Origin of the sequence: uncultured Shewanella sp., from assembly GCF_947497935.1 — a bacterium.
Classification (GTDB): domain Bacteria; phylum Pseudomonadota; class Gammaproteobacteria; order Enterobacterales; family Shewanellaceae; genus Shewanella.
Genome location: NZ_CANMIO010000004.1, coordinates 62,389 through 89,330, shown reverse-complemented (window position 1 = coordinate 89,330; position 26,942 = coordinate 62,389). Strand labels below are relative to the sequence as shown.

The following is a 26,942-nucleotide window of genomic DNA, read 5'->3' as shown; positions in this document are numbered from 1 at the left end:
TGATTCCAACACTGACACCCATCATAAATGACATGTTTTTGGCTCTCCGACTAAACTTTAGTGAACACTGAAGTAGGAGGTTGTTATGCCCCGTGCAAGAAGTACCTTAATTAGCCTTGAAGACACGCCGTATTATCACTGTTGTAGCCGTGTCGTTCGGCGCGCCTACCTGTGCGGAGACGATAAATACACTGGCAAGAACTATGACCATCGCCGTGGTTGGGTTGAGTCGCAAATACTAAAGTTAACAGAGGTGTTTGCGATTGATGTCGCTGCATATGCTGTGATGAGTAATCATCTACATGTGGTGCTTTATATCGACCTAGAGACCGTGAACAGCTGGACTGATAGGGACGTTGTTGAACAGTGGCATAAGCTGTTCCGAGGTACAGATTTAACCCAGAAATTTGTTAAAGGTGATGTCATTGAAGAATGTATGGTCGCAACCCTAAAACACTTGATAGCAACTTATCGTTCCCGCCTGAGTGATATCAGTTGGTTTATGCGTTGTCTTAATGAACCTATCGCAAGACAAGCTAATTATGAAGACAACTGCACAGGGCATTTTTGGGAAGGACGCTTTAAGTCACAAGCATTACTTGATGAAGCCGCAGTACTTGCCTGTATGGCCTATGTAGAGCTTAATCCCATTAGAGCCAAGGTGGCTAAGACACCTGAAAAATCTGACTATACCAGCTTGCAACTAAGAGTTAAGGCAGCATTAAAGGGCAAGCAGCCTGCCAAGTTACTGCCCTTTATTGGTAATGAAAAAAAGTATCAACCGAAAGGCATTAACTTCTCGCTTGAAGATTATCTCACGCTTGTTAATGAAACGGGTCGAATCATTAGGGATGACAAACGAGGAGTCATTTCTGCTAATGCAGAAAGCATACTGAATAGACTCAATATCCCGAGTGACAACTGGATAAAGCTCACTTCAGAATTTGGTAAGATGTTTCATGGACCTGTAGGTAGTCTACAAGAGCTAACTCATTATTGTGAACATCTAGAAAAGCGAAGACGGCATTTCGCACACTGTTGCGAGTACCTCCAGGCAGGTTAAGCATTGAAACAATATTCATATTAAGTTTATAGAGCCATTCTATGAACTAATTCTCTTCGTTTAAAATCTATCACTTTTCAGCAAAAAGCATCGCTAATGGTATTTTCTCATCTTTAAACCGCCAATCTGAAAATATGATTTGATAATTTAATCTGGCTTGGAGCCTAAAATGGGCAAGTGGTACTATCTTGCTGATTTAAAATGGGTGGCTATAGTTTTTTTGGTGGCTATAGTTTTTTTTCTGCTGTTTTGCTAAATCAGCTTTGGGACTCTGGGTAAAACAATGCTTTCAAATGAGTAGGTTTTTCTTTAACTTAATTAGTATTAAGTTAAAGAAACTGATTAAGTAAGGATTCGCTTTGCTGCCAACCGTTATTCACCTTATCGATGATAACAAACTTGGTGGCGTCAACTTGGCGCTAGAGAGTCTGGCAGCCTCAAAGTTGAATAAATGCTTTAGGTTTAAGTTAATCCATAGATCTTTTTCTCTGCCCTCATTTAGGCGCTACACCGCCGATATTATCGTGGTGCATGGGGCACTAAGTTGGCGAAAATTCCCTGCTCTGTTAGCACTTAAACTCGCGAACATTGGCACGCCTCTTCTCTATCAAGAACATCATTATAGCCGTGAGTTTGTGACTCAGTGTGTGTCTCATCCTAGACGCTTTTACACCATGCTTAAGTTTGGCTACGGCCTGATGGATAAGGTGTTACTGGTGTCGCAAGCGCAAGTGCATTGGCTCGATGAGCTTAAGATCCTCGCAAAAAATAAAAGGGTTTGGCTCGGTCAGGCAAAAGAGCTGAGTCAGTTTCTATGCTTGCCTCAAAGGCCTGTCTCTGCGCCGCTTAAGCTGGTGGCCTACGGGCGGCTAAGTCGGCAAAAGGGCTTCGAACTGCTTATAAAGGCGATGGCAAGGTTACCTGCCGATAGAGTGAGCTTAACCTTGGCGGGGGAGGGAGAGGATGCACAATTGCTGTCAGAATTAGCCGAACCTTTACTCCATGTTCATTTAATCGGTGAGGTGCAAGATGTGCCGCAGTTTTTAGATTCGGGCGATGTGGTGGTCATCCCTTCTCGTTGGGAGCCGTTTGGCTTGACCTGCTTAGAGGCTATCGCGGCTGGTAAGCCTGTGATCTTGACGGATGTCGATGGCCTAGGGGATCAAATCCAATGGCTCCAGCAAAATGATGGCGGTTATCAATTAATTGAAGGTTTAACGGTAAGCGGGATAGAAAGGGCTATTACTCAGGTGTTAAATGCTGAGCCGTTACGGGTCAATTGCCAACAGCGCCAGTCGAGTGAGCAGGCGTGGGAGCAGATGCTGATTAGGTGGCAGGCTGTTCTAGAAAAACAGTTGCAGTCTCGTAGGTAGCAGCTGACTGTAATACTCATGATCAAAAAAAGGCGCTAATTAGCGCCTTTTTAGTTTCTCAAATGGGGTTGAGGTTACTTATGCTCTAGAGCTAAGTAGTTCATTAGGTCGATTAGCTCACCTAGTGTACGGATAGAACCCATGTTGATTTGGTATTTATCGTTAACGATGAACGAAGGTACGCTTTGTACTTTAAATTCACGCTGCTGTGAACGCCATAGCGCCAATTTCTCATCAGTTTCTTTGCTGTCAGCGACTTTATCGTACTGAGCTGAGTCAACACCGAACTTAGCAAATACAGCCTTAATGTCGTCACGGCTTTTCAGTGGCTCATCGTGCTTATGGCCTGGAGCGCTGTGATCATGTTTCTCACCGTTATCGCCTTGGATCACTTTAAACATAGCGTCAGTTAATGGCTTTTGGTTATCTAACGTTTGGATAACCGCAAGAGAGCGCATTACTTCAGTATTAATTTCTGTGTTGGCAAAATCAACGTGCTTGCTGTCAAAAGTAACCTGCTTATTAAGGTTCGCTTTGATATCGGCTAAGTACATTTTTTCCATGTTGAAACAGTTACCACAATAAAACGAGTAAAACTCAGTTAGTTTTGGCTCGCTGCTTGGTGCTTTATTTGAAACAACTGTGAAGTGTTTACCTTCAACAAATTGTGCGGCAAAGCTGCTCAATGGAGCAACGGCAAGTGTTAACGCTAAAGCAATATGTTTAATCAAACTAGTGTCCTCTAGGTGACGTCTGTATAAGTAGTCGAGCGATAACGAATAATACAAATATTATTCATCCGTTACAGCAAATTATAATGTTGTTAAGAATAAAACCAGATGCTTAATTATGACTGAATTTGGTGCCCAATACATGCCCTAGAGTGTGACCAATATGGTGATTTTAAGCGGAATCTGCAGTTTTCATTTTAAATTTTGCCAAGCTTCACAATCTGAGTGAAATTTTCGAATAAATCGGCATTTTAAGGGAACTAATTCGATTTTTTAAGCGATAACGATCTTGAGCTGTAAAACCAAGTTAGAGTTAAAACGGTAATTTTTAAGCGTTTAGCCAATTTCATGACTAAGATTAATCAGATGCTCTTAATGAATAATATTAGATTTTACTATCATCTAAATTTAAATACTTACTATTCAGTTGGTTACGTTTTAACTTCTAGCAGAGGTTGGGGGGAGGTAATTGAATCATCAATCACAGCTATTCATTATTACGCTAGGACTCTTAGGCTCTGGACTGTCTACAAGTTCACAGGCTGCCGATTGGCGCATCGCATTCGGTGCGCATGACACCATAGTCGATCAAGCTGACTCTCAAACATTTGGCCTTCATGGCGGATTCTTTATTGAACATAGAACCCAGTGGGATCTGCTGTGGAAAGCAGAGCTCGATATCTTTATCGATGACGATAAAGATAAACTCGACCCCGATCATATTCCGATCTGGTTTCAAAGTGCTTTTTCTGTCGATGGAAACTTATATCGTTTTTCGGATCTGATGAACCTTCAGTGGCAAGTCACCTTAAAGGGCAAGAGTAATACGGTAAGCTCGATCGAGAGGCAGATTAAACTTTTTCCTGGCATAGTAGCTAGATTCGATAATGAAAGTGTTTACGCAGGCTTTGAGATCGCTGCCGGTTATTACATGTTGGAAATTGACGATGATGTGCCGAGGGAACGTGGCTATGATCGCGGAGATTTTCAGAATAAAACCGGGGCCTATTCAGTCGCATTCGATACTCGGCTGCCACTGGGAGATTGGTTTGATATTTATGCGGCAGCGCAAACTTGGAATGATGGCGGTGATTGGTTGGAAAATAAGGTTTCTACCGAAGTGAGTTATCACTCAGACGGCTGGGTTGATGGCAGCGAAATTAAGCTGAGGGTGGAGCATACTGAATACAACCTCGACCCCTATGATAATAGAGATAAAAATTCTCCTGACTATAAGCCTATCTTACCTTGGGATAGAGACACCTTAGTCAGGATCTATGTGGATATGCCTTGGGGCTAACTGAGGCCCTATTACAGGTTAAGGCGAATAAAAAGCCATGCGTTACATGGCTTTTTACTAATGAAACCGAACTTAAATTACTTACTCAAGAAACACAAAGGCGACCGAGATAAGTATCCGGTCGCAAATTTTGCATAGGCTGAATTAACGTGCGTGCCTTTAAGGCTCGCTTATTCGGTGCTGACGAAGTCATCCAATAAGATTACATCAAATACACCACTGGTATCGGTATCGACTGCGGCCACACCGTAGATGCCGCCGCTATCTAAACTGATGGCTAATGGGCCTATGGCAACGTTTTTGGTTCCCGCCACTGTTACACTAACCACATAGTCACCCCCTGCGACGCTTAAGCTGCCTGAAGATGCTTTAAAAGGCACGTCGCTTAGCGCTGGCGTTGCATTAGCAATATCATCGCTTGCTGTTAAATAGATATCGACATTAGGTGCAGAGTAAGCGGCATGTGAAACGGTTAGCTTAGCCTCGGTTGCTACCTTTCGAGGGCTTTCCATTATAATCCAAGGCTCAATGTCGTTATCAGTTAAAGAGCCTACAGCTAAAATCGAGTAGCTATCACCAAGTGCTAGCTCGAACGGAGCTTTGTCGATGACAATGATATTGTTGTCGACATTGGCTGCTACTGTGGCGGTATGCTCACCTTCAGGAATATTGACGTAACCTGCAATCCCTTTAAACATCAGATTGGTTACTGCAGCTGTTGTGCTGCCATCTAAAAATACATCCACGGCTGGCGCATCGGCTACGGCATGCACTACACGAATATCGCTGCCGCTAGATTTGTCGTTAAGCAATAATTGCCCCTCGGGTAGCGCAACGAGTAAGGCGACAGGTGACATGCCTGAGCCGGTATTTGGGATAGCTGAGATAAAGTAATCCCCTTCATCGGCTAACGGTACGCTTCCTGAGTCATATACCACGCCTTTGTCACCTGAAGCTGTAATGCGTATTTGATAATCTGCAGCAGGGATCTCAAGCTGTGGACTGGCATCCATATAGTTGGCAGATAAGGTGGGCTGCATCATAGAGATATCGGCACCGGGCTCGGTAACATAGATATCTACAAGGCCGACAGCGGGGGAGGCGTGTAATACCTGTACACGGGCATAGTTATCTGCAATTTCTTGCTCTGGATTGGCGATAAGCTTGAGCATAAGCGAGTTGTCTGCCACGTTACCTAAAGCCACCGCCGTGTATTCTACGTCGGCTTCAGCGTCTAGGTCAGCAGTCAACACTGTGGTAGTGGTGCCATCTGGTAGCTGGGCATCAACAGCAACCGCGTAGTTACCGCTCGGTACAGTGGTTAACCCACTCGACATTGCATAATCCACATCATCGACAAAACTACTGCCATTGGCGAGGACATCAACGAGAGGTGCATCGCTCCCCGCGTGTATGACCCTAATTTCAGCTTCAGATATTTCAACTAGAGGGGGGGTGATGCTGGTATTGTCATTGTCGTCATCGCTACCACAGGCAGTTAAGCCCAAAACAGAGAGAGTGATAATGGAGATTGAACGGGAGAAAGATGTTAAAAGTTTCATTTCCGTATTCCTTGATGTTTGGTTTCGACAATCACTACGCAGACGAAATTTCATCAGATCAAAAAATGAATAGTTTTTATATATTGTACAGAGGCAATGCTAAAGAATCCCTAGCAGAATAGGAGCAAGGTGGTAGCCTTGCCCCTTTATCAATATGGGGTTTAGTTGTGACTGGGTTTTGATTTAGTGGACTAGTCGACAACCACAAACCGTATTGCTGGGCTGAAACAAGACCACGGCAAAATCTTTATTTTCATCACGCTCTAATACTTGAACGCTTAAATTATGCATTCCTTTCTTATTCAGGTTTAAGCTGCTGACATAGGAGAGGTATTTATAATGCTCTGGCGCTTGATTGAGTTCTGAGTGAGGATATTCCTGCTTAGTCTTGACCGAAATGTCATAGAGCATGTTATCAAGATCGACACTGTTGACTTGTCCCTGCATCGACACTGAGCCTGCCGAGTTGCCCTCCAAGTCGAAATAGCGATAATTTATCTGTGCCTGTCCCTCTTTAGAAAACAGGTCGACCAACAGGTAGTGTTTGCTGTCCTGGTCGACTTGTTGCCGGTTAAATAGCTCTGAACTGCAGCTCAGCATAAAGCTTGGCTGTTTTGCGGTAAGTTTATATATCACTCCAACGCAAACCAGCAAAATGAGTAGAATAATGATGTTAATCGCCCAGCGCCATGTTCGGCTCATTATCAGTTCCTTGTGTACTCTGTTGTTAGTCTAACCCTGTGACCTAGGGGATTGATTCTGTTAGTCACAAATGTCCACGCCCAGCAGCCATTGCTGATTAATAAACTGTTTAGGTTGGCGTAGGTCGCTAATTTTTAAGTTGCGAATAATGGACTGGCCAAATTGTTCTCCACGTAAAGTGACATTGAGAACCTGTTTATCGTGAGATAGAGATAAGTAGGCATTCTTCCAGTTGGTAAGTTTGCACTGACTGAAACTCTGCAACATGGTCTGACCGAGCTCGGTTAATAAGCCATTGTTAGTTTTGGAGTGGGCATAGAGGATTACGTTGACCGTATCTCCTGAGAGCGTCTTAATCTTGTTGCTCTGCAAGGGAGTTGGAGTCGATACCGATAAGCGAGAGGAGTCGTAAACTATCCAACCACAGCTGAAGATGACGAGTAAGAACAGTGTCACTCCCGCCAATAACTTAGCCGAGAGCCTAGTTTGAATAGAACCCGGATGTGTCTCTTTGCGGCAGCGGTGATGTCGTAACAGGTAGCCTTGGCCTTTCACTGTTTCGATGAGTGACTCATATTGTGGGCCAAGAAATGATCTCAGTGTAAACACCGCGCGCGTTACAGAGGAGTCACTCAGTGGTGCTTGTTCACCATTGCCTTGCTTCAATAACGGCTTCGCAACAACTTTGCCCTGATAGTCTATCAACAGACTTAAGACTTGGAATTCGGCCCTAGGCAGGTGCCAAACATCACCGGTCAGGGTGTTGACCAGCTCTTGTTTATCAAAATCAAATCTGCAATGCCCCAGTTGCATCCTCGTCGCCTCATAATGACCATCTACACTTGAGTCTATGAACTTAAACTAATGAAGTCTGTGATCCTGATGCTTAAGTTCTGTTGTCGTGGCAAATTTGAGTGCTATGCAGGAGTGAGTATGGCTAAATGAGAAGTTAGTCACACTAATTCATACAATTAATTAACCTGCTGAAACATAAATATTAGCGCAAATGCCCAATAATAATGTGACATTGATCATGAAAATGCTGGGATTGTCGGTTTCCTAGGCCGTAACCTTGGCTAAAACCTGTCTTTATAATCGGCATTTTTATCCTCCTGCTTCATCAGCTTTAAATCACACTTTTATTTTTCTCACTTCGTAAAGTTAATCCATCGAGTCGTTATCCAAATTGGCACTCGTGAACTAACCGTAATAAGCCTTGAGGCTTATGACCAAAATAAAATAATGATGGATATAGGGTGATTATTATGAGTATTGATAGACGTCAGGCATTAACCAAAATTATCGGATTAAGCACGGCCGCAGCAGGTGCTGCTCTTGTTGGAACATCGGCTTTTGCTGCCACAGATGCAGACGGTAACTACCGTTTAGAGATGGGCGAAAAACTTAAGTATGTGCCACTCGATGCAATGGCGACAGCTAAGCTTGCCTATGAAACTGGCGGCGGCTGTATGCATCAAGTATTTCACTCGATTGTGACCATGCTAGCGCAATCAGACAGTGTCGATAAAGATAAGTTTGCCACCATCCCTACAGCGCTTGCAGGCTATGGTTGGGCGGGGATCGTCGGTCAAGGCACCATCTGCGGTAACCTAAACGCGGCGGGCATGTTGATTAATATCTTAGATGACATCAATGGCCAGAATAGTGCTGTTATCGGTGCATCGTTCCGTTATTACGAAACAGAAGATCTACCACTTTCATCTGATGAGTTTGTTGAAGGAATTGGTTCAACAGCAGAGAAGAGCCTGGAGGTCGGCAGTAGTTCTATCGCCAATAGTCCGCTTTGTCACTCTTCTATTAGTAATTGGTCGGCGGCCTCAGGCAAGGTATTTAAAGAGAAGGGCGAGCGTTGTAAGCGTCTATCGGCCAGCATGGCCTATCATATTGTCGAATTGCTAAACCGTGCTCACGGTGGTGAGGATATTTCCCTCCTACCAGAAGCTAAGCCTTCTGCTGAGGCGCAAGCTTGTCAGTCTTGCCATGGTGACGCGGCAACGATGAGTTCAGCTGCGAGTGTGAAAACAGATATGGAGTGTACTACTTGTCATACAGGTCACTTTAACTAAGGAGTAAGCTATGAAGGTCAAATTACTGAGTGCCCTCTTGGCAAGTTCTGTGCTCCTAATTGGGTGTGGTAGCGACAATGACAATGACGTAACCGAGCCACCAGTGGTCGTGCCGCCACCTGTTGAGGATGCTATCGATATTGATGAGGCAACTAGTATCGTGATGAATCTAGACAGTGTTGATGCTGCTACTGGAGCACTAACATTTAGCCTTAAAGACGGTGACAATAAAGCGATTAGCAAGGCGACTGACTACGATATTTTCTATTTTGGGTTTCCAGATCCAGATTCACCTTCGACTAAGGCCAAGGCGTGGAAGCGCTGGCATGTAACCCAAAGCTACAAATGCGATACAGCCTCTAATATCGAATGTGCTGGCATATTGACAGAAACGGCCACTAAGGGCCAATACACCTTTGATGCCACTGACTTAGATTTAGATTCTAAAGCCGCAGCAGGGGCGGTGGAGCTTTATAAAGTGGCTATTCAAGTCCATGGTGCACAGGCAAGCAATGAGATGGAGCTAATCGCTGCCGATGAGTAATAGGCAGAGGTATGAGTACGCTTTTTTAGGTGCTCTTTGATATTAGCTTCCTTTTTAACTGACTTAGATAAGTATAAGCACCCTGCCTAATCTCAATCTATGCAGGAGGGGAGTTTCTTCCCTGGATTGAGTTAAGCCTTCAAAGCCGTAACACCCTCTGAGTTACGGCTCTTTTTTGTTTGTCTACCACTTACCATTCAATTGACTGGGCTTGATTGAACTTGTGTTGCCTGAGCAATCGCCGCTCGATAATACTTGAGGCGATAAACATGCTGAAGTAACCACAGCCAAGGGCTAAGATCACCGCAACCACATTATCGGTATACAGTCTGAGCAGGTAGAACATGATTAAAAGTGTCGCCACGCCAAGAAGGCGGATCAGCAAACTTTGCAAGAATAGACCGTGGGATTTGATATAGGCTATCTGATAGGCATTAAGCATCATAAAGCCGAAAAACAGGCCGAAATGCAGCAAAATAGGCGCGGCGTTAGCGTAGGTTTCAGGAAAGACGAAATCAACCAGTTCATGACGAAACATCAGCAAGCTAATGAGTAACACTGAGCTTATTGTCAGGCTTAATTTGATAAACCAACGGCGGATCAGTGCAATTTGTCGATGATCTTTATTGCGGATGCACTGAGCCAGCTCAGGTAAAATATAGCGATATACCGGGAAAACAAATAGCATGGTTAAGTAGGCTATCATCGGCCGAACCACCACTTGGAAGTCACCGAGTTCATCTATGGTGAAGTAGCCAATCGTCAGTAATACAGTGATATAGACCATCAAGATACTGGCACCGACTTCGAGTGAGGACATCACGCTCTTTTTGACAAAGTTTTTCATATCAGGATTGAGCTGAACTGGTGCTAAAGGCGTAGTGGCAATCAGCTTTCTGCGCTTTATAAACATATAGGCGGCAGCGGCCAAGTTCGACAGCATTAAGCTGAAAAAGAGTGAGGCGGTAGGGGTCTGCGCGAGTAGGTAGTAGCAAACAAGAAACAGCACTATCTGCACTAATGGCTCAATCCAGATGGTCTTATTGGCGATGTCGTACAGGCGATACATTCCAATCTGGTTGGTAAAGTAAACTTTAAAGCCCATCCCGAGAATAATGCCCACTAACTGAATGTATTCGACATCGATATTAAGTTGGTGCTTGATATAGGGCAGAACTAAGCCCCAGGTAAATAGCACCATAACAATCAATGAGTAGCGGAATATATTAGTAATGTCTCTATCGTTCTTAGTCTGCGAAAAACTCACCACCATGGAGGCGCGAAAGCCACTGAGAAGAATAAGCGACATGGAAATAATATCGACAACAGTGTGGTAGAGCGCTAAGTCATTTTTTTCGACCCACTGGGCTAACCAAATCTTAAATGCCAAGCCTAAAGACACACTGGCAAGTGTTGCCCAGATGGCATTAATAAAGGCGCTTTTAGCACGTTCGAAAGAAGACTCTGTCATGATATATCTTTACTCGATAGAAGGCTGTATGTTCCATGGCGGTAAATACTAACCATTAACCGCTGATGCGTCAGTTCTGTTGCTAAAAGCTGTGAAGTTACAACTGTAATGTCTAGGCTTGTTTTCCCTTTCATTGTTATTATGTGTGTTGTTTTTACTTCGCTATTTTATTAATACTAATCTTAAAATTATCCTGTTCAATTCAACTGTTAATGGAGCCAACATGGCGCTATGTCTAAATGTGTTGTCATTACCAGATAAGCACATTCAATTTTTAAAGCACGAGCCGCATACCCTGCAAGATTACCTGTTGGGGCAAGTACCGACAGAGCAAACGTTTACTGCGGCCAAGCCGCAACCTCTATTGGTGCAGTTTGTTCGGTTTTTGACCTGGGCTAAAAAGCCGAGCTTGCCTCTAGATTGGCCAAGTACCGAAGTGGAGATGATAGGTCCTGATGTGAACCATAGAAACGTCGATCTATACCATTACATCTTGAACAATACAGAAGAGCGGGTGAAAGGCGCGGGTAGCTTGTTTCAAACCTGGCTCGATATCAACAATCATGATGCGATCAAAATGGATGCAGACAATGAGTCTTTTGCCTTTCATAGCCAGGCGTTACCTGAGTTATCGACCCTGCTAGCAAAGCTAGATGAGCAGACGGTTAGGGATAGATTTAATGCTTGGCTGCTTGAGCATAATCCCGATTACTTTCCTAAGGAAGATGAATACCTTGAGATGTTCCAAGGTTGGCAGCGCTTTAGCGCTAAAGTGAGTGAGGCTAAGAGTAACGGGCTTGGGTTGCTCTGGGTTGCTCGGTAAGCTATTGATTTTTTGGTGTATTCAAGTGCTTGGCATTTCTAAGCATTCGCGAGTCCTATAAACTAGCAAGTGAAAAACAGATATAGAGTATATCGATGAGCTTATTTAAATTTGGTCTATCCCCAGACAAGTCTGCCACCATTCGCCGTGAATTAGGTCGAGATGCCGATGGCTATTTTGAGGCGATGCAGGCGGCCGAGAAGGCCTTTTTTAGCTCGATTATCACAGCGGATAATCGACTCAAACTCGACTGGTTGCAGCTACGCACAGACTTGAACACCCGTATTGATGATAGAGAGTTGTCTCGATTACGTGAGTTCAATGTTGAACAGGCTCAAAATGTATCGGATGAGCTGAACGGTCAAGTTCGGCATGTCATCGTGGTGACGGCAGACTCTTTAGCTGCGGCTGTTGCCGATATTGAGACGCAAACTTGCATCGGCTTTGATACCGAGACCGCCGCCACCTTTGAGAAAGGGCGACGCAATCCGAATCCCATCTCATTGATCCAAATTGCGACTCCGACACACTGTTACCTGTTTCGTATGCAGGGCGAGAATATCCCTCTGTTTACTGCTGCGTTAGCCCCCATTTTGAGTGGCGAGAAATTGCTGAAAGTGGGCATAGGCCTTAGGAGCGATCTTAACGCCATGAAGCGAGATTTTGAGATCACTATTGGCTGCATGTTGGATCTTAATTGGTTGATGAACCAACTCGGTGCGCCCAAGCAACTGGGAACTCAACAGATGGCTGCCACTGTGCTGGCTTTAAAGCTACCTAAGAGTAAAAAGGTCACTCTGTCTAACTGGGCTAAACCCTTAGCCGAGCCGTTAAGTGAGCTACAGCTGCAATATGCGGCAGCCGATGCCTTTGTGGCGCTGGATATTTTGTATGGATTACTCGAGCAGTTAATGCCCTATCAGTCGCTATGGCCTATGCCGCTGCAACAACGATTAACAGATTTGCTATAGTAGCCAAGGCTAGCAAAGGGGAGTCACTCCCTTATTAATGGATCTAACGCAATGTCGAAGAGAGACCCCATGGAGCATGAAAAAAACGTAAATCCGATTAAAGGTATTTTATATCGAATCGCTATCATGCTGGTGGTGCTTGCGGCTGCAAGCTTTGCCTATAACCGATTTTTTACCGATGCCGTTGGTTTACAAGCTGCTCCAATAAAAGGTCTATCGGGATCGTTATCTGAAGCGCCTAATGGCAGTGCAGAAATTTTGCAGCACGCTTTTGAGCAAGAGCGGAGTAACCTACAAGTACAAGGTGTTGGTTTGGTGACTAAGGTTCTCGCGGATGACAATCAAGGTCATCGTCATCAGAGGTTTATTCTGAAATTGCCTCACGGTCAGACAGTTTTGGTGGCTCATAATATCGATCTCGCGCCGAGAATTGATAACCTATCTGTTGGCGATAGTGTTGAGTTTTACGGCGAATACGAGTGGAACAAGCGTGGTGGTGTGGTGCATTGGACTCATCATGATCCTAGTGGGCATCATATTGGCGGCTGGCTAAAACATAATGGCCAAATCTATCAATAGACCTGAGTGCAGTGATATGTGAAAGGGATTGAATTGAGTAACCATTTAAGCGAACGCTAGATAGTCAAAAGGGGCAAAGCCCTTCAGCTTTTGCCCCTTCTGTTGTTTGCGGTTGTAAGACCCTTTGCCTTTTTTCGGCTTCTCGGTACGCGTTCTAAATAGGGTACTGGTGACGATAGCCTTTAAGGCGTTATCTCGTATCACGCCGCGGCCACTTTCGTGTTCGACAGCGGTTGATTGGCGATGTTTTGCCATCATGATTCTCCATCTGGACTGGGGTTGGACTTAGATTGGACTTTAGTTGGGTTATGAATTAGTTGGGTTATGAATTAGTTGGATTATGAAAAAGTCCCGTTCAATTTAGCTGTTGCTAAACTTAACGGGACGATTATACGCCTATTTATGTATGCTGCCAGTGTTTATTGAACGTTTTTTCAACAAATCTGCGAGTGTTAGCGATTAGAAAATCAACGTGTATAAGTAACCTGCACTAATCGCCATACCTAAGATGACAGCTAAGAATGCGGCAATCATCTGATTCTTAAAGATAGACTTCAGTAAAATCACTTCGGTTAAACTTGCGCCAGCACTACCAATAATCAGTGCCATAACCGAACCTAACGCCATACCTTTAGCCACTAACGCTGAGCTTAACGGAATAACCGCTTCTGCACGAATGTACAGAGGAATACCAATAACTGCAGCGATAGGTATCGCATACCAAGTGCCTTCGCCAGCATATTTAGCGATTAAGTCTGTTGGAATAAAGCCATAGATAAACGAACCAAGCAAAATACCAACCATTAAGTAAGGCAGAACTTGTTTAAAGTCTTTCCAGGTTGAGCGCCATACTCGCATCCAGCGGCTATCTTCTTTTACAGCAGGGCTTGCACAGCATCCGCTAGAGGCAGGCTCAACTTTTGGTGCGCAGCAGCTTGTTGGAGCTGCAGCCACAACAGGCTCTGTGCAACAGCTAGTCGCAGCAGCTACAGGCTTAGCTTCAGTCTCTTGCTTAGGCGCTGTGCAGCAACTGGTTTCAGCTTTTACTTCTACTTTAGCGCTATCACCGCAACTCGTACCACAACTTGAACTATCGCCAGCTTCATAAGCTTCAGGTTTAACGTAACGCTCAAAGCCCAGTTTTTCTAGTGCATAACCTGCCGTAACCGATACCACCATAGCAACAACGAAGTAAAACAGTGCCACTTTAAAACCAAAGGTCACAATAAACAGACCGATAATAATTGGGTTCAATAGTGGGCTAGAGAATAGAAATACCATCATTGGGCCAAAGCCAGCTTTCGCTCTTAACAATCCTTTTAAGAAAGGAATAGTTGAACATGAACAAAAAGGCGTAATAGAGCCTAATAGCGCTGCAATGATGTAACCCTTACCTTTTTTTGAACTTAAAATTGATTGAATTTTTTCAGGCGGAATATACTCCTGCAGTAAGCCAACAATATAGCTAATCGCGATGAATAGTAGAGTTAGTTCTGCTGCAAGGAATAGAAACATTCCGGCAGTGTCTTTTGCCATTCCAATGATTTCAGGACTCATAATCTTTACCTTAATGTCTTTTGTTTGTTATTTCTGGTTTTACCGAAATAACGAATTTGCAGAGATAATAATCCGATTGGAAAAATAGTCAATAATTATTTCGGTAAATGTCGAAATAACATGTTTACTGCTTTGGTTGAACCGGGTTAACTTGTCGCCGCTAATGATATTCACTATGATGAAAAAATAATGCAATTGAGAGAGTTAGCATGCTTGACGCCATATGTTTATTCGATGAGTTGAACCCTGTCACTTATTCTGTTTTCAAGTTTCAAAAACTCAGTGATCTCGATATCGAGAAGTATCGTCAAGTATTGGTATGTCCTGCCTGTGCGGGGAAGGCCTATTATCGTAAGGCCTCTAAAGACGGCAAGGCGGCTTGTTTTGGTTCTCGCTATCATCAAGCAGATTGTCGTGAATTTAAACCTTCAGCAGCCCGCACGCGTGAGGAGTTACATGCCGTAGAGGTGAACCAGTTATTAGTTAATAGCGATGCGATGATTATTGATTTTTGCCGTCAGCCAAGTCAGAGCAAAAAAAGTATTAACACAAGCAAGCCGCTTGGGGCTGAGCTAATGCCAAATGAGTGCACACAGAAAGCTGAACAGAGTTCTACATCAACCCCAGAACCTAAGCTGACTGGTGGGCCGAACCTGAATACTGGCACCGAGCAAGTCGCTATTAACGCGTTAAACCAAAGCGCTGAACAAACTGAAAAACGTATTGCGAAAGAGGGGCTAGAGAAGTTACTCCACAGCTTGATGCGTGGCAGTGAACTTGCAGAGTCTGATCTTTGGGTATACACAGATGAGAAGTATCGTTGGCGAGCCAAGAATTTGTTTGTCAACTTTGCCGATGCCGATCCCACCGAAAACGGTTCACCACGTATGTATTGGGGCACGGTATCTCATATCGACAAAGAAGAGTTGTGGCTCAATCCCGCCGATACTAAAGACGTCGGTATTCCTATCGATAAGGTAGCAGAGCCACTAAAGCTGCGATTCGGTTTGAGTGAACGTCGAGATTTTGAAGGGGCGGCGATTATCTTATTCGGCAAGTGTTTTTGGAATAAAGCGAAAACCCGCAAGATTATTCAGTTATGGAGTAATGATCTCAATCGGGTGTTTATTTCTAAATCTGATGAGAATGAATGACATAGTTTATAGGTTATGAATGAAAAATCGCCATTAGCGGTCTGGTTTTTACTCTTTTAGCGTCGAAAACGAAACTTATTTGTTATTGAATTTCACTTTATTAACGCCTATAAATTCAGATGGTTGCGAACTGACTCTCTTGTGATGTTATAAAAATTCAGTAAAAGAGGATATTTATGATTGACTCAGGGGGCAATGGGGATTATTTTTCTGCCGATGTTTTTACTAGGGCCCAAAAAATTGCCCGTAAAATTAAAGGTATCGGCAGGTATCTCAACAGTAGAGCAGCAATTAGACTCGACAAATAGTTGTTTGAGTTTGGTGATTAATTGCCATTTTGGCACTTCATTATAAGGACCTTAGCGCATGTCTGAACCGACAGCCTTAAGTCTTATCCCACCTGTGGTGGTATTGGTGTTAGCGATTGTGCTGCGCCGCCCAATTCTCTCTTTAATTATCGGTGCATTAGTTGGTTTGGCCATGTATGAGCCAGAGAACTTATTAACTAATTTTGCTGATACTTCTCTGTCAGTTATGGCCGATGAAACTATCGGTTGGTTGATTTTAGTCTGTGGTGGCTTTGGTGCCTTGATTGCTCTGCTTGTACGGACAGGTGGTTCGATGGCATTTGGTCGTTATGCGTTAAAGTTTGCCAAAGGACAAAAGTCATCGCTATTTATGACCTTCATATTAGGCGTTGTTATCTTTATTGATGATTACCTCAACGCGTTAACGGTCGGCTCTACCATGAAGCGAGTGACCGACAAGTTTAAGGTGTCTCGTGAGATGCTGGCTTATGTGGTGGACTCAACTGCAGCACCCGTTTGTGTCTTAGTCCCTTTATCCACCTGGGCGGTATTCTTTGGTGGCTTGCTTGTTGATAACGGCATTGCGGCGGAAGGCCAAGGCATTGCCGTTTACATGCAGGCGATCCCTTACATGCTTTATGCATGGCTTGCTGTTGCTATGGTGATGTTGGTGATCTTAGGCGTAGTGCCAGCGTTTGGACCGATGAAAAAGGCCCAGATTGCCGCCGCGAAAGGTGAGCCTGCTATTAAACAGATGGATTTAGATGAAGTACAAACCTCTGATGAATATGCACTAAAAGCCATTGAAGATGAGTTTAAGCACGCTGATGACGGTGGCAAGCTGCATAACTTCTTTGTACCTATTCTATTATTAGTTGCCTTTACCGTGTATTTCGATATCGACGTACTGAAAGGTTTATTGGCCACATTAGCGATTACACTGCCATATTATGGCGTACAAAGGCTGATGCCATTGTCTGAGATGATGGAGCAGATGATCGATGGCTTTAAGAGCATGCTTCCTGCAATCGGTACGGTTATCGCGGCGTTTATCTTTAAAGACGTATGTGACAAGTTGATGTTGCCACAATATGTTATCGACAGCCTAAGCCCGTTTATGACACCGCAGCTACTGCCTGCCGTGGTGTTTTTAAGTATGTCGATCCTGGCATTTGCGACTGGCTCTAGCTGGGGCATTTTTGCGGTATCGATTCCAATCGTGATGCCATTGGCACAAGCGGTAGATGCCAATATCGCATTGGTAATTGGTGCACTACTGTCGGCATCATCATTTGGTAGTCAGGCGTGTTTCTACTCCGACTCCACGGTGCTAGCGGCGCAAGGTTCGGGTTGTAACTTAGTCAGTCACGCAGTGACTCAGCTACCATATGCTCTGATTGCGGCGGGCATGACCTTTGTTGGATTTTTACTGTTGGCGTAAGTCTAACTCAATTATTGGTTGTAGAAGTAACTTGTCATGAGTTACTTCTCATTAAAAGAGGCTGCACTTTGTGCAGCTTTTTTTTCATCTATAGAAACCTTATAGCGTCTGATTTTTTTATCAATATTTAATAACCAATTAATTTCATGAATGAGGTTTTTGCTCGGCTGTAGTGCTGACATGCTTGTTAGCAAATTTAACTTTACACAGCTTTGGTTAACAAAAATGCGACAAAATGTTGACGCAGATTAACAAACCTGTAAGTTTGTTGCTTAGTTAAGGGTAGCAACCTTGGCTTCAAAAATAGAAAACTCAACAAATTTGTATCAATTGAGTTCGCAATTAACAAAGGGAATGTTAAATATGACGTCAATAAGCCGTTTATCTAAAGCTGTCAAAGTTGCATTACTTGCAACGACGAGTGCAGCATTAATGACAAGTGCTGGAGCTTATGCTGAAGAGCAGGAAGGCGATAGTATTGAAAGAATCGAGGTGACAGGCTCGAAAATTAAGCGAATTGGTGAGCTATCTCCAACTCCTGTAACAGTGATTACTGGTGCAGATATGATGGATATGGGTATCACTAACGTAGCAGATATTTTAAACAAACTTCCATCATCAACTGTTGGTATCTCTCCAGAGACTTCTAACAACACTATTTTTGCTAACGGTCTAAACCAAACCAACTTACGTGGTTTAGGGACTGATAGAACGTTAGTTTTGGTCAATGGTCGTCGCTTTGTTGCCGGCTCAAATGGTGACTCTGCAGTCGATTTGAACACCATTCCTACTGCTATGGTTTCTCGCATTGAAGTTATTACAGGTGGTGCATCTGCAGTTTATGGTTCAGATGCCATTGCTGGTGTAATTAACATCATCACTCGAACAGATGTTGAAGGTGTTGAGCTTGACGCTTCTTATATTCAGCCTGAGCAAAGCGGTGGTGAAGAGAGCCAATTCTCGTTAACAGCGGGTGGCAACTACTTAGATGATAAGCTATCGACGGTATTTAACTTTACCTATGCTGAGCAGCAAGAGCTACGTAATACAGATAGAGACTTTTTAGATAATCCTGTAACCAGTATTTATAACCCTGATACTTCAGAAGGTGCGCCTGCACGTATTCCATATGTGGGTCGTAAGCCACTGTCTTGGATCAATGAAGCGGGTACATTCTTTGCAAATGACGGAGGCCAATATACCTTCGGCTCAGACGGTGCCATGAGAGAGTTTGATTACGGTGAAGGCTTAATTCCTGGTCCAGGAACTAACGGCAACTATTGTGGCCCAAGCTGTGAAGGTTATGATCCAGTTAATTACGGTTTGGTACGTACGCCGCTAGAGCGTATGGTATTTACCCTAAATACCGATTATGAAATCAATGACGATCATAAGATTTTCACTGAAATCACCTACGTCGATTATCAGTCTAACGGTGAGAGCACGCCGGTATTCCATACTTGGAACCCTGTTATGGCAGACAATGCTTTCTTACCACAAGAAACGCAGGATCTAATGGCTGCTACTGAGATGGATTATCTAAACCTTTACCGTATTGATAAAGAGTTTGGTAACCGTACTTATAACCAAGACCGTGAAACAATGCGTTTCTTAATTGGACTTGAAGGTTCTATTAGCGATGACTGGGATTACTCTTTCCACGCCCAGCGTGGTCAGCTAAAAGAAACCACGCTATGGAAAGGTCAAATATGGGATGAGCGTTATGAGCAAGCCAAAGACGCAGTCTTAGTAGATGGTGAAATCGTTTGTCGTGATGCCGATGCTCGCGCAGCGGGTTGTTTACCTATGAACCTACTTGGTGAGAACCAAGCAAGCCAAGAGTCCATCGATTGGGTTCAAACTAGTGCCGGTCAAACGGCTAAGACGACACAAACTAGTGCAGGCTTAGTAGTTAGTGGTGCACTATTTGACCTACCTGCGGGCTATGTCAGTGCGGCATTCAGTGCTGACTACCGTAAAGAAGAGTCTGAAACAAATCCAGATCAAGCGCTAATCGATGGTACTATTTTTGGTAACAGTGCTAACCCGATGCGTGGTGAGTATGATGTCACTGAATTTGCAGCTGAATTTAACATTCCATTACTTTCTGATATGTTCCTTGCTCACGACTTAGCTCTAGACTTAGCGTATCGCTGGATGGATTACAGCACAGCGGGTCAAGATGATGCTTGGAAGGTTGGTCTAAACTGGGCGCCAATCGAAGATCTTCGTCTTCGTGCAACACGTTCAAAGTCAGTTCGAGCACCAAATATCGGTGAGCTATTTAGTCCAGCGGGTCAAACATTTGAGAGCTTTACTGACGTTTGTGACAAGATCAACGTTGAGCTAGGTCCAAATGATAACCGTAAGAAAAACTGTCAAGCATCAGGCTTGCCAGAAGGCTGGAACCCATCAGACTCTTGGTACTTGAGTAACCACCCAGGAAGCAATGCGGGTAACCCAGATCTAAAAGCGGAAACCTCAAACGATTACACTGTTGGTGCCGTTTACACCCCTAGCTACCTAGACGGTTTCTCTATCACAGTCGATTACTGGGCATTTGAGATCTCTGATGCGATTCAATACATAGGTGTTGATACGGCAGTTCGTTATTGCTATGACTCAGAGTCGTTAGATAATGTTTATTGCGATCGTTTTACTCGTGATGCCGCGACGGGTGATATCGTCGATTTCGTACAAAGCCCTGTAAACTCAGCATCGTTTGATGTGAAGGGCCTAGATATCGAAGGTCAGTACGATATTCCGACAGACAGCTTTGGTGACTTCCGTGTTCACGTTATTGCGACTTACCTAGAGCAGTGGCAAACCAACCCAACAGGCTTTGCTGAAGATTTACAAGTTGATGTGGGTGAGTACACAGATCCACGTTGGAAGGCGATGTTCAGTTTAGGCTGGAAGTATGACGCACTAAGTTTAGAAGCGCGTTCTAACTACCGTCATTCAGCCGTTGCTAGCAACGACTGGAAACCAGAGAACAACAACTATAACGATATTCCATCGCACACAGTTTGGGACTTCACTGGTTCGTATGCCTTTAATGATGACTTATCTCTACGCTTCGGTGTATTGAATGCATTTGATCTTGAGCCACCACGTAATCCATATGTATACGATGGCGCAGGGTACTACGATACAACGGGTCGTGCATTCTTCCTCGGTGCAAACTATAAGCTTTAATATAAGTTAGTTTTATCGTGTTTTAATAAACATTGATATTGATAAAAGCCAGTAGCTTATCGCTACTGGCTTTTTTATTATCTAAAGTGAGCAGTCAAATTAAGAAAGGATTATTTATGATACGTTTCGCTCAAACCTCAGATACAGGCAAAGTGTGGCAGTTGCGGACCGATGCCATCTTGAGTTTGTGTGTGCCTGATTATCCAATTGAAATAGCCGAGAAGTGGGCGAACTCGTCAATGCCGCAAGAGTTCGACAAGGTATTGCTCAAGCTTAAAGCTATCGTGTTCGAGCAAGATAGCAACCTACTAGGCTTTGGGTTTATCGATGTGGAGACAGCCTGTCTCGAGTCTCTATTTGTGGCACCTGAAAGCTCGGGTAAAGGCGTGGGCAAAGCAATCGCCACAGAACTTGAACGACAAGCCATTGCTTCAGGGTTATAGCAGTTATCCTTATCTTCAACTTTGAATGCGGTGAGCTTCTATCAAGGTCTGGGCTATATGGCGAGTGACTCGAGTACTTGGAGGCACCCGCTCGGTTTTGAGCTGGCTTGCGTACCTATGTCTAAAACTCTTATCTCATAAGTGCTTATTGATTGAAATTATTAGTTTCAATTTAGCTTAAAGGTATCTCTGAGCAGTTCAATTAAGGCGCGGGTCTTTTCCGGTAAAAACTGCTTAGAAGGATAGATGAGCGTCAGTTTTATCTCTGGCAACTTTTCTTTGGCCAATATTGGCTCTAGCTCAAAGGATTTAAGGGCATCGCTGACTAAAATTGTCGGCAATAGAGCAATCCCTTTACCTGTGGTCGCCATATGCTGGATCAAGCGCAGATCATCGGAGCAAAGCCTAAGGGTAAGGTTATCGGGTAGAGATGCTTGGTTGTAGCGACTGACCATTAACGGATGGGTGAGAAGATCACTGAGGGCGTTAATTGGAGCGTGGCTTTGTAAGTAAGCGGGTGAGGCGACTAAGCTACTTGGGAATCGAAGTAGGGTTTGCTGCACATAATCTTCATTAATCACTTTTACTCCGTCGGGTAATATTTGAATATCGACGTTATCTCTTTTTAGATCGACGCTCTCCTGACAATGCAACACTTCTAATAACACACCGGGAAATTGATCCAGATATTTTTCGATGAGTAAGGTAAACATGTTGGAGGTGATCAGCGCTGCAGGCACCGCGACTCGTAACACGCCCTGTAAGGATTTATGTTGATTGCTAAGTAGCTTGGCGGCTTGAGCGACGCCACTCAAAGGTTGGCTGATCTGTTGGTAAAGCAGACGACCATTTTCCGTTAGCTCAATTTGGCGAGTCGTACGGATAAGTAACTGACATCCCAAGGCCTTCTCCAGTTCCTGTAGGCGTCGACTCACTCTTGAGCGCTGCAGGGAGTGTTGTTTTGCGGCGGCACTGATCCCGCCATGTTGAACCGTTAATACAAATAGATGTAGATCATCTAAGCTAACATTCATTGTCCTACCTATAGGTTGTAAGTGCGCTATTTGTCATTCTATTTAATCTAATTAGTAATATCTATAATAGCCCTCCCTCAGATAGACCTTGGACTCATTCATGCAAACCGCAGAACATGCTTTTCGTCGTTGGATGCAAAGCTTGATAGTTATCTTCATTATTTTGATTGGCTATATCGTTATTGCCGATCGCTATGCGCCGCTCACCACAGAGAGTCGAGTGCAAGGTTACGTGATTCAAATTGCCCCTGAAGTAACAGGAAGGGTTACAGAAGTTCAAGTACACAATAATCAGAAGTTAAACAAGGGCGATAGGCTTTTTAGCATAGATACACATAAGTATGTATTGGCAGTAGAGAAGGCTCAGCTCGCATTGGAGCAAGCCAGCGAGCAAGAAGATGCTATGTATGCCAAAGTGCAGGTGGCAGAAGCTAAGGTGGCTACCAATCAAGCGGCCTTCGACAATGCCAATAGTGAATACAAGCGCATCAGTAAGTTGGCGAAGCAGAAGTTAGTCTCCGTTTCCATGCTGGATAATGCATTGGCTAACAATAATGCCTCCCGCTCGAATTTACGCGGAGCGCAACAGGAGTTGCGATCCTTGACGGTGCAGCTCGGCAGTAAGCCTGGCCAGAGTAGCGCGGTGCGCGCGGCCATCAATAACTTACAGCAAGCTCAGCTAGACCTGTCTCATACTCAAGTCGTTGCACCGAGTGATGGTGTAGTCACCAATTTGCAATTAGAGGTTGGCAGTACTGCTAATGCCAATATGCCGTTACTGACTTTTATTCCAACGGACTCACTCTGGGTTGCGGCAGATTTTCGTGAAAAAGCTGTGGCGAATATAAATGAGCAATCAAAGGCTTGGGTGGCATTTGATGCGTTTCCGGGCAAAGTCTTTGCCCTTGATATCCACAGTCGAGATTTTGGTGTCGCTGCTGCTCAGCAGAGTCCAAATGGCCAGTTAACCCATGTTGAAACCAGTAACCGCTGGGTGCGAGATGCGCAGCGGGTACGTATTAACCTAAGCAGTCCTATTGCGCTCCCAGAGCCGTTATTTGTGGGCTCACGCGCTACTGTTGTGGCCTATCCAGCAGATGATAGTTTGTGGGCTTGGCTGGCTAAGAGTCAGATTAAGTTGGTGAGCCTGCTGCACTATATCTACTAACTATATCGACTAATTTTATCGACTAACTTCCTTCAAAGTTAAGGAGCCGACTGTGCAAAATGAGACGTTGAGAAAGACCCTGCGGATCTGGTTTGGGTGCGTGTTTGGACTGGCGATCACTTTGGTGTTTGGGTGGGCAAATGGCATGTTTGCGGCACTATTACCCATGTTTGTGCTAACGCAGCTTGAACGATGGAATAGTGGCATCATAGTGCAGCTTATTGTTGGGGTTACTTGGGTTTGTTTACAGGTGACCTTTATTGTTGGCTTCTTTCAGCCTTATCCACTACTAATGACCTTAGCCGTCGCGATTATGTTGCTGTTCAAATGTATCGCAATGACACATAAAACCAGCTATCTTTTTGGCTATATTGGGTTATTGATGGGATCGATTTTACTAAATTTTGCTAGTTATCCAGGCTTTGATTTAGAAGATTTTGTGATGGGATTAATCGCATCGGCTCTATTAACCGGGCCTGTTGTAGCGCTTGCTTTCTATCTGTTTCCTAAACCTAACGTTAAACTTCCTAAGGCAAGCTTAGCACCGTCTCAAGAAGCACAAACTCATATTGATAACCAACGCAAAGATCATATCGGTATGATGAGACAAGCAGCCCTGGGGTGGATCATCGCTATGGCGGCATTTATCTTGTTTCAGGTAGCCGACCTGAATGACTCCCTATCGGCACAAGCCTCAATTATTATTGTGTTAGCGCCGATGACGTTTGTCGGCTCAATGGCAGTGGCTAAAATACGCATTCTTGGTACATTTTTAGGTTGTCTCGCGGGCATGATCTTACAATTAACCTTGTATAGCTTGGCGAACAATATGATTCTATTCTTGCTGGGTTTTGCCATCGCAGCAGGTGTTTTCTGCCGTTGGCTGGCAATCGGCGGCATAAAAGCGGGGCTCGGTTTCTCTGCCATGTCTGCGCTCACAGTGCCGCTGACAAGTAGCTTTATCCCTGAGCAACAAGATGCGTTCTTTTCTATCTGCTATCGTTTTAGTTCTATTGTGGTGGCGGTTATTGCTACCTCGATGCTTATTTGGATAGTGCATCATTGCTTAGTTCGGATAATAAAGATCAAGCCTGTGGCACAAACTATTTAGTTGAGTAGGGATCTTGCTGATTGATGACAAAGGTGTGATAGGAGGGAGCTTAATGCTCCCTCGCTTTTTATGGCTTACGGCTATGTAATGCAAATCTAACTCAACACCTGATAGGTAAACCTTTAGGGTTGGGCTTGTGCGAATACAACATTGTCATGATGAGCGGTGGGTTTAATTAACTCATCTTTTGCAGCTAAAAATGCGAATACACTCCATAGGACGGCACAAAGAGCACAGATGATTAATGGTAACTGCCAACTTGCAGTTTGTTCGTGTAGTTCACCCATTATCATTGGGCCGGAGGCTCCTAATAAATAACCTAAAAACTGCGCCATGCCAGACAGGGTAGCTGCTTGATGTGCACTAGAGGTACGTAGGCTTATTAAGGCCAATACAAGAATGAAACCACCACCGGCACCAAAGCCAAATAACATGCCCCAAATCATGGCAAGCTCAGGTTTTAGTAACAGCCCAATAATGCCGATAAATGCCAAGAATGTCAGGCCAAAACTGAGAAAGCGTCTGTCTTTAATTTTGCTCATAAATGGAATTAATACCAAAGCGGGTACCGCTGTGAACAGTTGCAGCATGCCATGGATCACCCCAGCCTCATGATGGTTGTAACCGTTGTCGACTAAAATTGTCGGCAGCCAACTGATAAAGATATACATCAAGAAAGAGTTTAGGGCTAAAAACAGAGTGATCTGCCAGGCACCAAGGCTACGCCAGAGATAGCTGTGACTATCAAGTTTTTGAGTTTCTTTGCTTGGTGATGTGTGATTACGCATCTGTGGCAGCCATACCAAGATCGCGATAAGCGGGAAAATGACTAAACTGCCCAATGAAAACGCCCAACTGGGGATAAAACTTATCGATAACTGCTTAGCCATGTCATCTAGAGGAATAGCTAAACTTGCCGTGATAGCTGAGCCAGCTCCCATCATCAACACATACATGGAGGTCATGGTAGCAATTTTAGTTGGAAAGTCGCGCTTCATTAAGCTTGGTAGTAGTACATTAGCAAAGGCGATACCGGCACCTATGATCACGGTTCCGAGAAAAAGAGAGCTTACAGAACCCAGCGATCTGATACTTAAGCCGATGATAATAAAGAGTAACGACAGCATCAGGGCTTGCTCAAGACCACGTTTGCTGGCAACTTTGGAAGCGACTGGCGAGAAAAACGCAAATGCTAACAGCGGGAGAGTTGTGAGCATTCCAGCTTGGGTTGCAGTAAGGTGCAGTTCGGCTCTTATGGAATCAAGTAAAGGACCTACACCGGTAATAGGGCTGCGTAAGCTGATGGCGATTAAGAGTACGCCAAGTAGTAAGAATGCACTGCTAGCAAAACGAGAAGGATGCGATAACGTCACAATAGGCTCCTTTGATAATGTGAAAGTGCGCTAGCTTACGCTTCTAAATGCTTACTGTATTGAGCTATAGTGACTCTATGTTGCTAAAAACGGTCATTCTATGAAGTTTTATACTCCATCGTTACCCGAATTCGATTCAGATCAATATCCTCAGCGTGTGGTTGCATATGGATGGGTTGGTGAAAAGGGAGATGCAGAGACACCTTTTCATCAGCATCGAAAGTGCCAGTTAGTATTGGCTTTGAATGGGTTTGTGAAGTGTAAAATTGATGATGCTATCTGGATAGTACCGCCTAATTGTGCTGTATGGATCCCAAGCCAGATCCCCCACAGCAATCAAATATCTAAGAATGCAAATGTATGTATGCTATTTATTGATCCCGATGTTGAAGGCATGCCGGAACGCAGCTGTACCTTGTCAATAACCCCCTTGATCAGAGAGTTAATCGTGCACTTAACGGGGCTGGATCAAGGTTATCTGCAAGCTAGTGCAACTGACAACTTGGTTGGTGTGATTATCGAACAACTGCGTACTATGCCAACACAGCACTACGACTTTCCAATTCCAGCGGAGCCAAGACTAAAGGCAATAGCCAAGGCATTGATGGACGCGCCTGAAGATAGGCGAACCGTGGCCCAGTGGGCAAGCCAGTTTGCAATGAGTGAGCGAACATTAGCGAGGTTAGTTAAGAGTGAAATCGGTCTTACCTTTGGCCGCTGGCGTGGACAGCTACACATTGTTTTAGCATTGCAAAAATTAGCAACAGGGGACTCAGTGCAGCGCATTGCTGATGAGTTGGGTTATGAGTCCGTTAGCGCGTTCATTACTTTTTTCAAAAAGACCTTGGGTCAATCACCTAAGCAATATATCAGGTCGAAAGAGTTATGAGTTTTATCACTGAACCAGTGTCATGTGATTAGAAAATTAACGACCAGTTGAAGATTAATT

25 protein-coding genes are annotated in these 26,942 nt (G+C 44.2%); 15 read left to right on the top strand and 10 right to left on the bottom strand.

Annotation, left to right across the window (positions count from 1 at the left end; genetic code table 11):
* Positions 1–85 precede the first annotated feature (85 nt).
* The gene (locus tag Q1A86_RS05980; RefSeq protein WP_299804123.1) at positions 86–1,063 is read left to right on the top strand and encodes a transposase; all 978 of its coding nucleotides are present in this window, start codon (positions 86–88) and stop codon (positions 1,061–1,063) included.
* Between the two features lie 359 nt (positions 1,064–1,422).
* Positions 1,423–2,436, top strand: a complete 1,014-nt coding sequence (locus tag Q1A86_RS05975; RefSeq protein WP_299804121.1) for a glycosyltransferase — start codon at positions 1,423–1,425, stop codon at positions 2,434–2,436.
* A 74-nt stretch (positions 2,437–2,510) separates the two neighbouring features.
* Here the strand turns inward: Q1A86_RS05975 and Q1A86_RS05970 are convergent, their stop codons facing one another.
* Positions 2,511–3,167, bottom strand: a complete 657-nt coding sequence (locus Q1A86_RS05970; protein WP_299804118.1) for a thiol:disulfide interchange protein DsbA/DsbL — start codon at positions 3,165–3,167, stop codon at positions 2,511–2,513.
* A gap of 469 nt (positions 3,168–3,636) precedes the next feature.
* On the opposite strand from Q1A86_RS05970, the gene Q1A86_RS05965 reads away from it, so the two are divergent.
* Positions 3,637–4,467, top strand: a complete 831-nt coding sequence (locus Q1A86_RS05965) for a hypothetical protein (RefSeq protein WP_299804116.1) — start codon at positions 3,637–3,639, stop codon at positions 4,465–4,467.
* A 170-nt stretch (positions 4,468–4,637) separates the two neighbouring features.
* On the opposite strand, the gene Q1A86_RS05960 is transcribed toward Q1A86_RS05965, so the two are convergent.
* From Q1A86_RS05960 to Q1A86_RS05950, 3 genes are all read right to left on the bottom strand, one after another.
* Positions 4,638–6,029: a DUF4397 domain-containing protein gene (locus Q1A86_RS05960; protein ID WP_299804115.1), complete on the bottom strand. Its 1,392-nt coding sequence runs from the start codon at positions 6,027–6,029 to the stop codon at positions 4,638–4,640.
* A gap of 183 nt (positions 6,030–6,212) precedes the next feature.
* On the bottom strand, positions 6,213–6,731 hold the full coding sequence (locus tag Q1A86_RS05955) for a hypothetical protein (RefSeq protein ID WP_299804113.1): 519 nt from the start codon (positions 6,729–6,731) through the stop codon (positions 6,213–6,215).
* A 60-nt stretch (positions 6,732–6,791) separates the two neighbouring features.
* On the bottom strand, positions 6,792–7,544 hold the full coding sequence (locus Q1A86_RS05950; RefSeq protein WP_299804110.1) for a helix-turn-helix domain-containing protein: 753 nt from the start codon (positions 7,542–7,544) through the stop codon (positions 6,792–6,794).
* 452 nt (positions 7,545–7,996) lie between these two features.
* Here Q1A86_RS05950 and Q1A86_RS05945 point away from each other — a divergent pair, with 452 nt between their 5' ends.
* A complete protein-coding gene (locus Q1A86_RS05945; protein WP_299804107.1) occupies positions 7,997–8,818 on the top strand; it encodes a cytochrome C in 822 nt (273 codons plus the stop codon).
* 10 nt (positions 8,819–8,828) lie between these two features.
* Positions 8,829–9,362 carry a hypothetical protein gene (locus Q1A86_RS05940; RefSeq protein ID WP_299804105.1) on the top strand — a complete coding sequence of 178 codons (534 nt, stop codon included), beginning with the start codon at positions 8,829–8,831 and terminating at the stop codon, positions 9,360–9,362.
* A gap of 190 nt (positions 9,363–9,552) precedes the next feature.
* Here the strand turns inward: Q1A86_RS05940 and Q1A86_RS05935 are convergent, their stop codons facing one another.
* Positions 9,553–10,833, bottom strand: a complete 1,281-nt coding sequence (locus Q1A86_RS05935; protein WP_299804103.1) for a hypothetical protein — start codon at positions 10,831–10,833, stop codon at positions 9,553–9,555.
* A gap of 223 nt (positions 10,834–11,056) precedes the next feature.
* On the opposite strand from Q1A86_RS05935, the gene Q1A86_RS05930 reads away from it, so the two are divergent.
* From Q1A86_RS05930 to Q1A86_RS05920, 3 genes are all read left to right on the top strand, one after another.
* Positions 11,057–11,656, top strand: a complete 600-nt coding sequence (locus Q1A86_RS05930; protein ID WP_299804101.1) for a hypothetical protein — start codon at positions 11,057–11,059, stop codon at positions 11,654–11,656.
* A 95-nt stretch (positions 11,657–11,751) separates the two neighbouring features.
* Positions 11,752–12,627, top strand: coding sequence for a 3'-5' exonuclease (locus Q1A86_RS05925; protein WP_299804100.1), 876 nt, complete (start codon positions 11,752–11,754; stop codon positions 12,625–12,627).
* A 51-nt stretch (positions 12,628–12,678) separates the two neighbouring features.
* On the top strand, positions 12,679–13,206 hold the full coding sequence (locus Q1A86_RS05920) for a DUF3465 domain-containing protein (RefSeq protein ID WP_299804098.1): 528 nt from the start codon (positions 12,679–12,681) through the stop codon (positions 13,204–13,206).
* Between the two features lie 45 nt (positions 13,207–13,251).
* Here Q1A86_RS05920 and Q1A86_RS05915 read toward each other — a convergent pair whose 3' ends face one another.
* A complete protein-coding gene (locus tag Q1A86_RS05915) occupies positions 13,252–13,461 on the bottom strand; it encodes a ribosome alternative rescue factor ArfA (RefSeq protein ID WP_299804646.1) in 210 nt (69 codons plus the stop codon).
* A 204-nt stretch (positions 13,462–13,665) separates the two neighbouring features.
* Positions 13,666–14,763: a permease gene (locus tag Q1A86_RS05910; RefSeq protein WP_299804097.1), complete on the bottom strand. Its 1,098-nt coding sequence runs from the start codon at positions 14,761–14,763 to the stop codon at positions 13,666–13,668.
* A gap of 209 nt (positions 14,764–14,972) precedes the next feature.
* Between Q1A86_RS05910 and Q1A86_RS05905 the strand changes: the two genes are divergently transcribed.
* Together Q1A86_RS05905 and Q1A86_RS05900 are read left to right on the top strand one after the other, a co-directional pair.
* Complete coding sequence (locus Q1A86_RS05905) at positions 14,973–15,917, top strand: hypothetical protein (protein WP_299804096.1); 945 nt, start codon at positions 14,973–14,975, stop codon at positions 15,915–15,917.
* 366 nt (positions 15,918–16,283) lie between these two features.
* On the top strand, positions 16,284–17,666 hold the full coding sequence (locus Q1A86_RS05900) for a Na+/H+ antiporter NhaC family protein (RefSeq protein WP_299804094.1): 1,383 nt from the start codon (positions 16,284–16,286) through the stop codon (positions 17,664–17,666).
* Between the two features lie 41 nt (positions 17,667–17,707).
* On the opposite strand, the gene Q1A86_RS05895 is transcribed toward Q1A86_RS05900, so the two are convergent.
* Entirely contained in the window at positions 17,708–17,848 is a 141-nt protein-coding gene (locus Q1A86_RS05895; protein WP_299804093.1) for a hypothetical protein, read from the bottom strand.
* Positions 17,849–18,029: 181 nt separating this feature from the next.
* Here Q1A86_RS05895 and Q1A86_RS05890 point away from each other — a divergent pair, with 181 nt between their 5' ends.
* A complete protein-coding gene (locus Q1A86_RS05890) occupies positions 18,030–20,864 on the top strand; it encodes a TonB-dependent receptor (protein WP_299804092.1) in 2,835 nt (944 codons plus the stop codon).
* A gap of 116 nt (positions 20,865–20,980) precedes the next feature.
* Positions 20,981–21,307, top strand: coding sequence for a GNAT family N-acetyltransferase (locus Q1A86_RS05885; RefSeq protein WP_299804090.1), 327 nt, complete (start codon positions 20,981–20,983; stop codon positions 21,305–21,307).
* 167 nt (positions 21,308–21,474) lie between these two features.
* Here the strand turns inward: Q1A86_RS05885 and Q1A86_RS05880 are convergent, their stop codons facing one another.
* Entirely contained in the window at positions 21,475–22,341 is an 867-nt protein-coding gene (locus Q1A86_RS05880; RefSeq protein WP_299804089.1) for a LysR family transcriptional regulator, read from the bottom strand.
* Positions 22,342–22,441: 100 nt separating this feature from the next.
* Here Q1A86_RS05880 and Q1A86_RS05875 point away from each other — a divergent pair, with 100 nt between their 5' ends.
* Both Q1A86_RS05875 and Q1A86_RS05870 read left to right on the top strand, forming a co-directional pair.
* Positions 22,442–23,509, top strand: coding sequence for an HlyD family secretion protein (locus tag Q1A86_RS05875; protein WP_299804086.1), 1,068 nt, complete (start codon positions 22,442–22,444; stop codon positions 23,507–23,509).
* Between the two features lie 52 nt (positions 23,510–23,561).
* Complete coding sequence (locus Q1A86_RS05870) at positions 23,562–24,620, top strand: DUF2955 domain-containing protein (RefSeq protein WP_299804085.1); 1,059 nt, start codon at positions 23,562–23,564, stop codon at positions 24,618–24,620.
* A gap of 122 nt (positions 24,621–24,742) precedes the next feature.
* Here Q1A86_RS05870 and Q1A86_RS05865 read toward each other — a convergent pair whose 3' ends face one another.
* Positions 24,743–25,993 (bottom strand): MFS transporter, encoded by a 1,251-nt coding sequence (locus tag Q1A86_RS05865; RefSeq protein ID WP_299804084.1) that lies wholly within the window; start codon positions 25,991–25,993, stop codon positions 24,743–24,745.
* A gap of 100 nt (positions 25,994–26,093) precedes the next feature.
* On the opposite strand from Q1A86_RS05865, the gene Q1A86_RS05860 reads away from it, so the two are divergent.
* Complete coding sequence (locus Q1A86_RS05860) at positions 26,094–26,882, top strand: helix-turn-helix domain-containing protein (RefSeq protein WP_299804081.1); 789 nt, start codon at positions 26,094–26,096, stop codon at positions 26,880–26,882.
* The last annotated feature ends 60 nt before the right edge of the window (positions 26,883–26,942 follow it).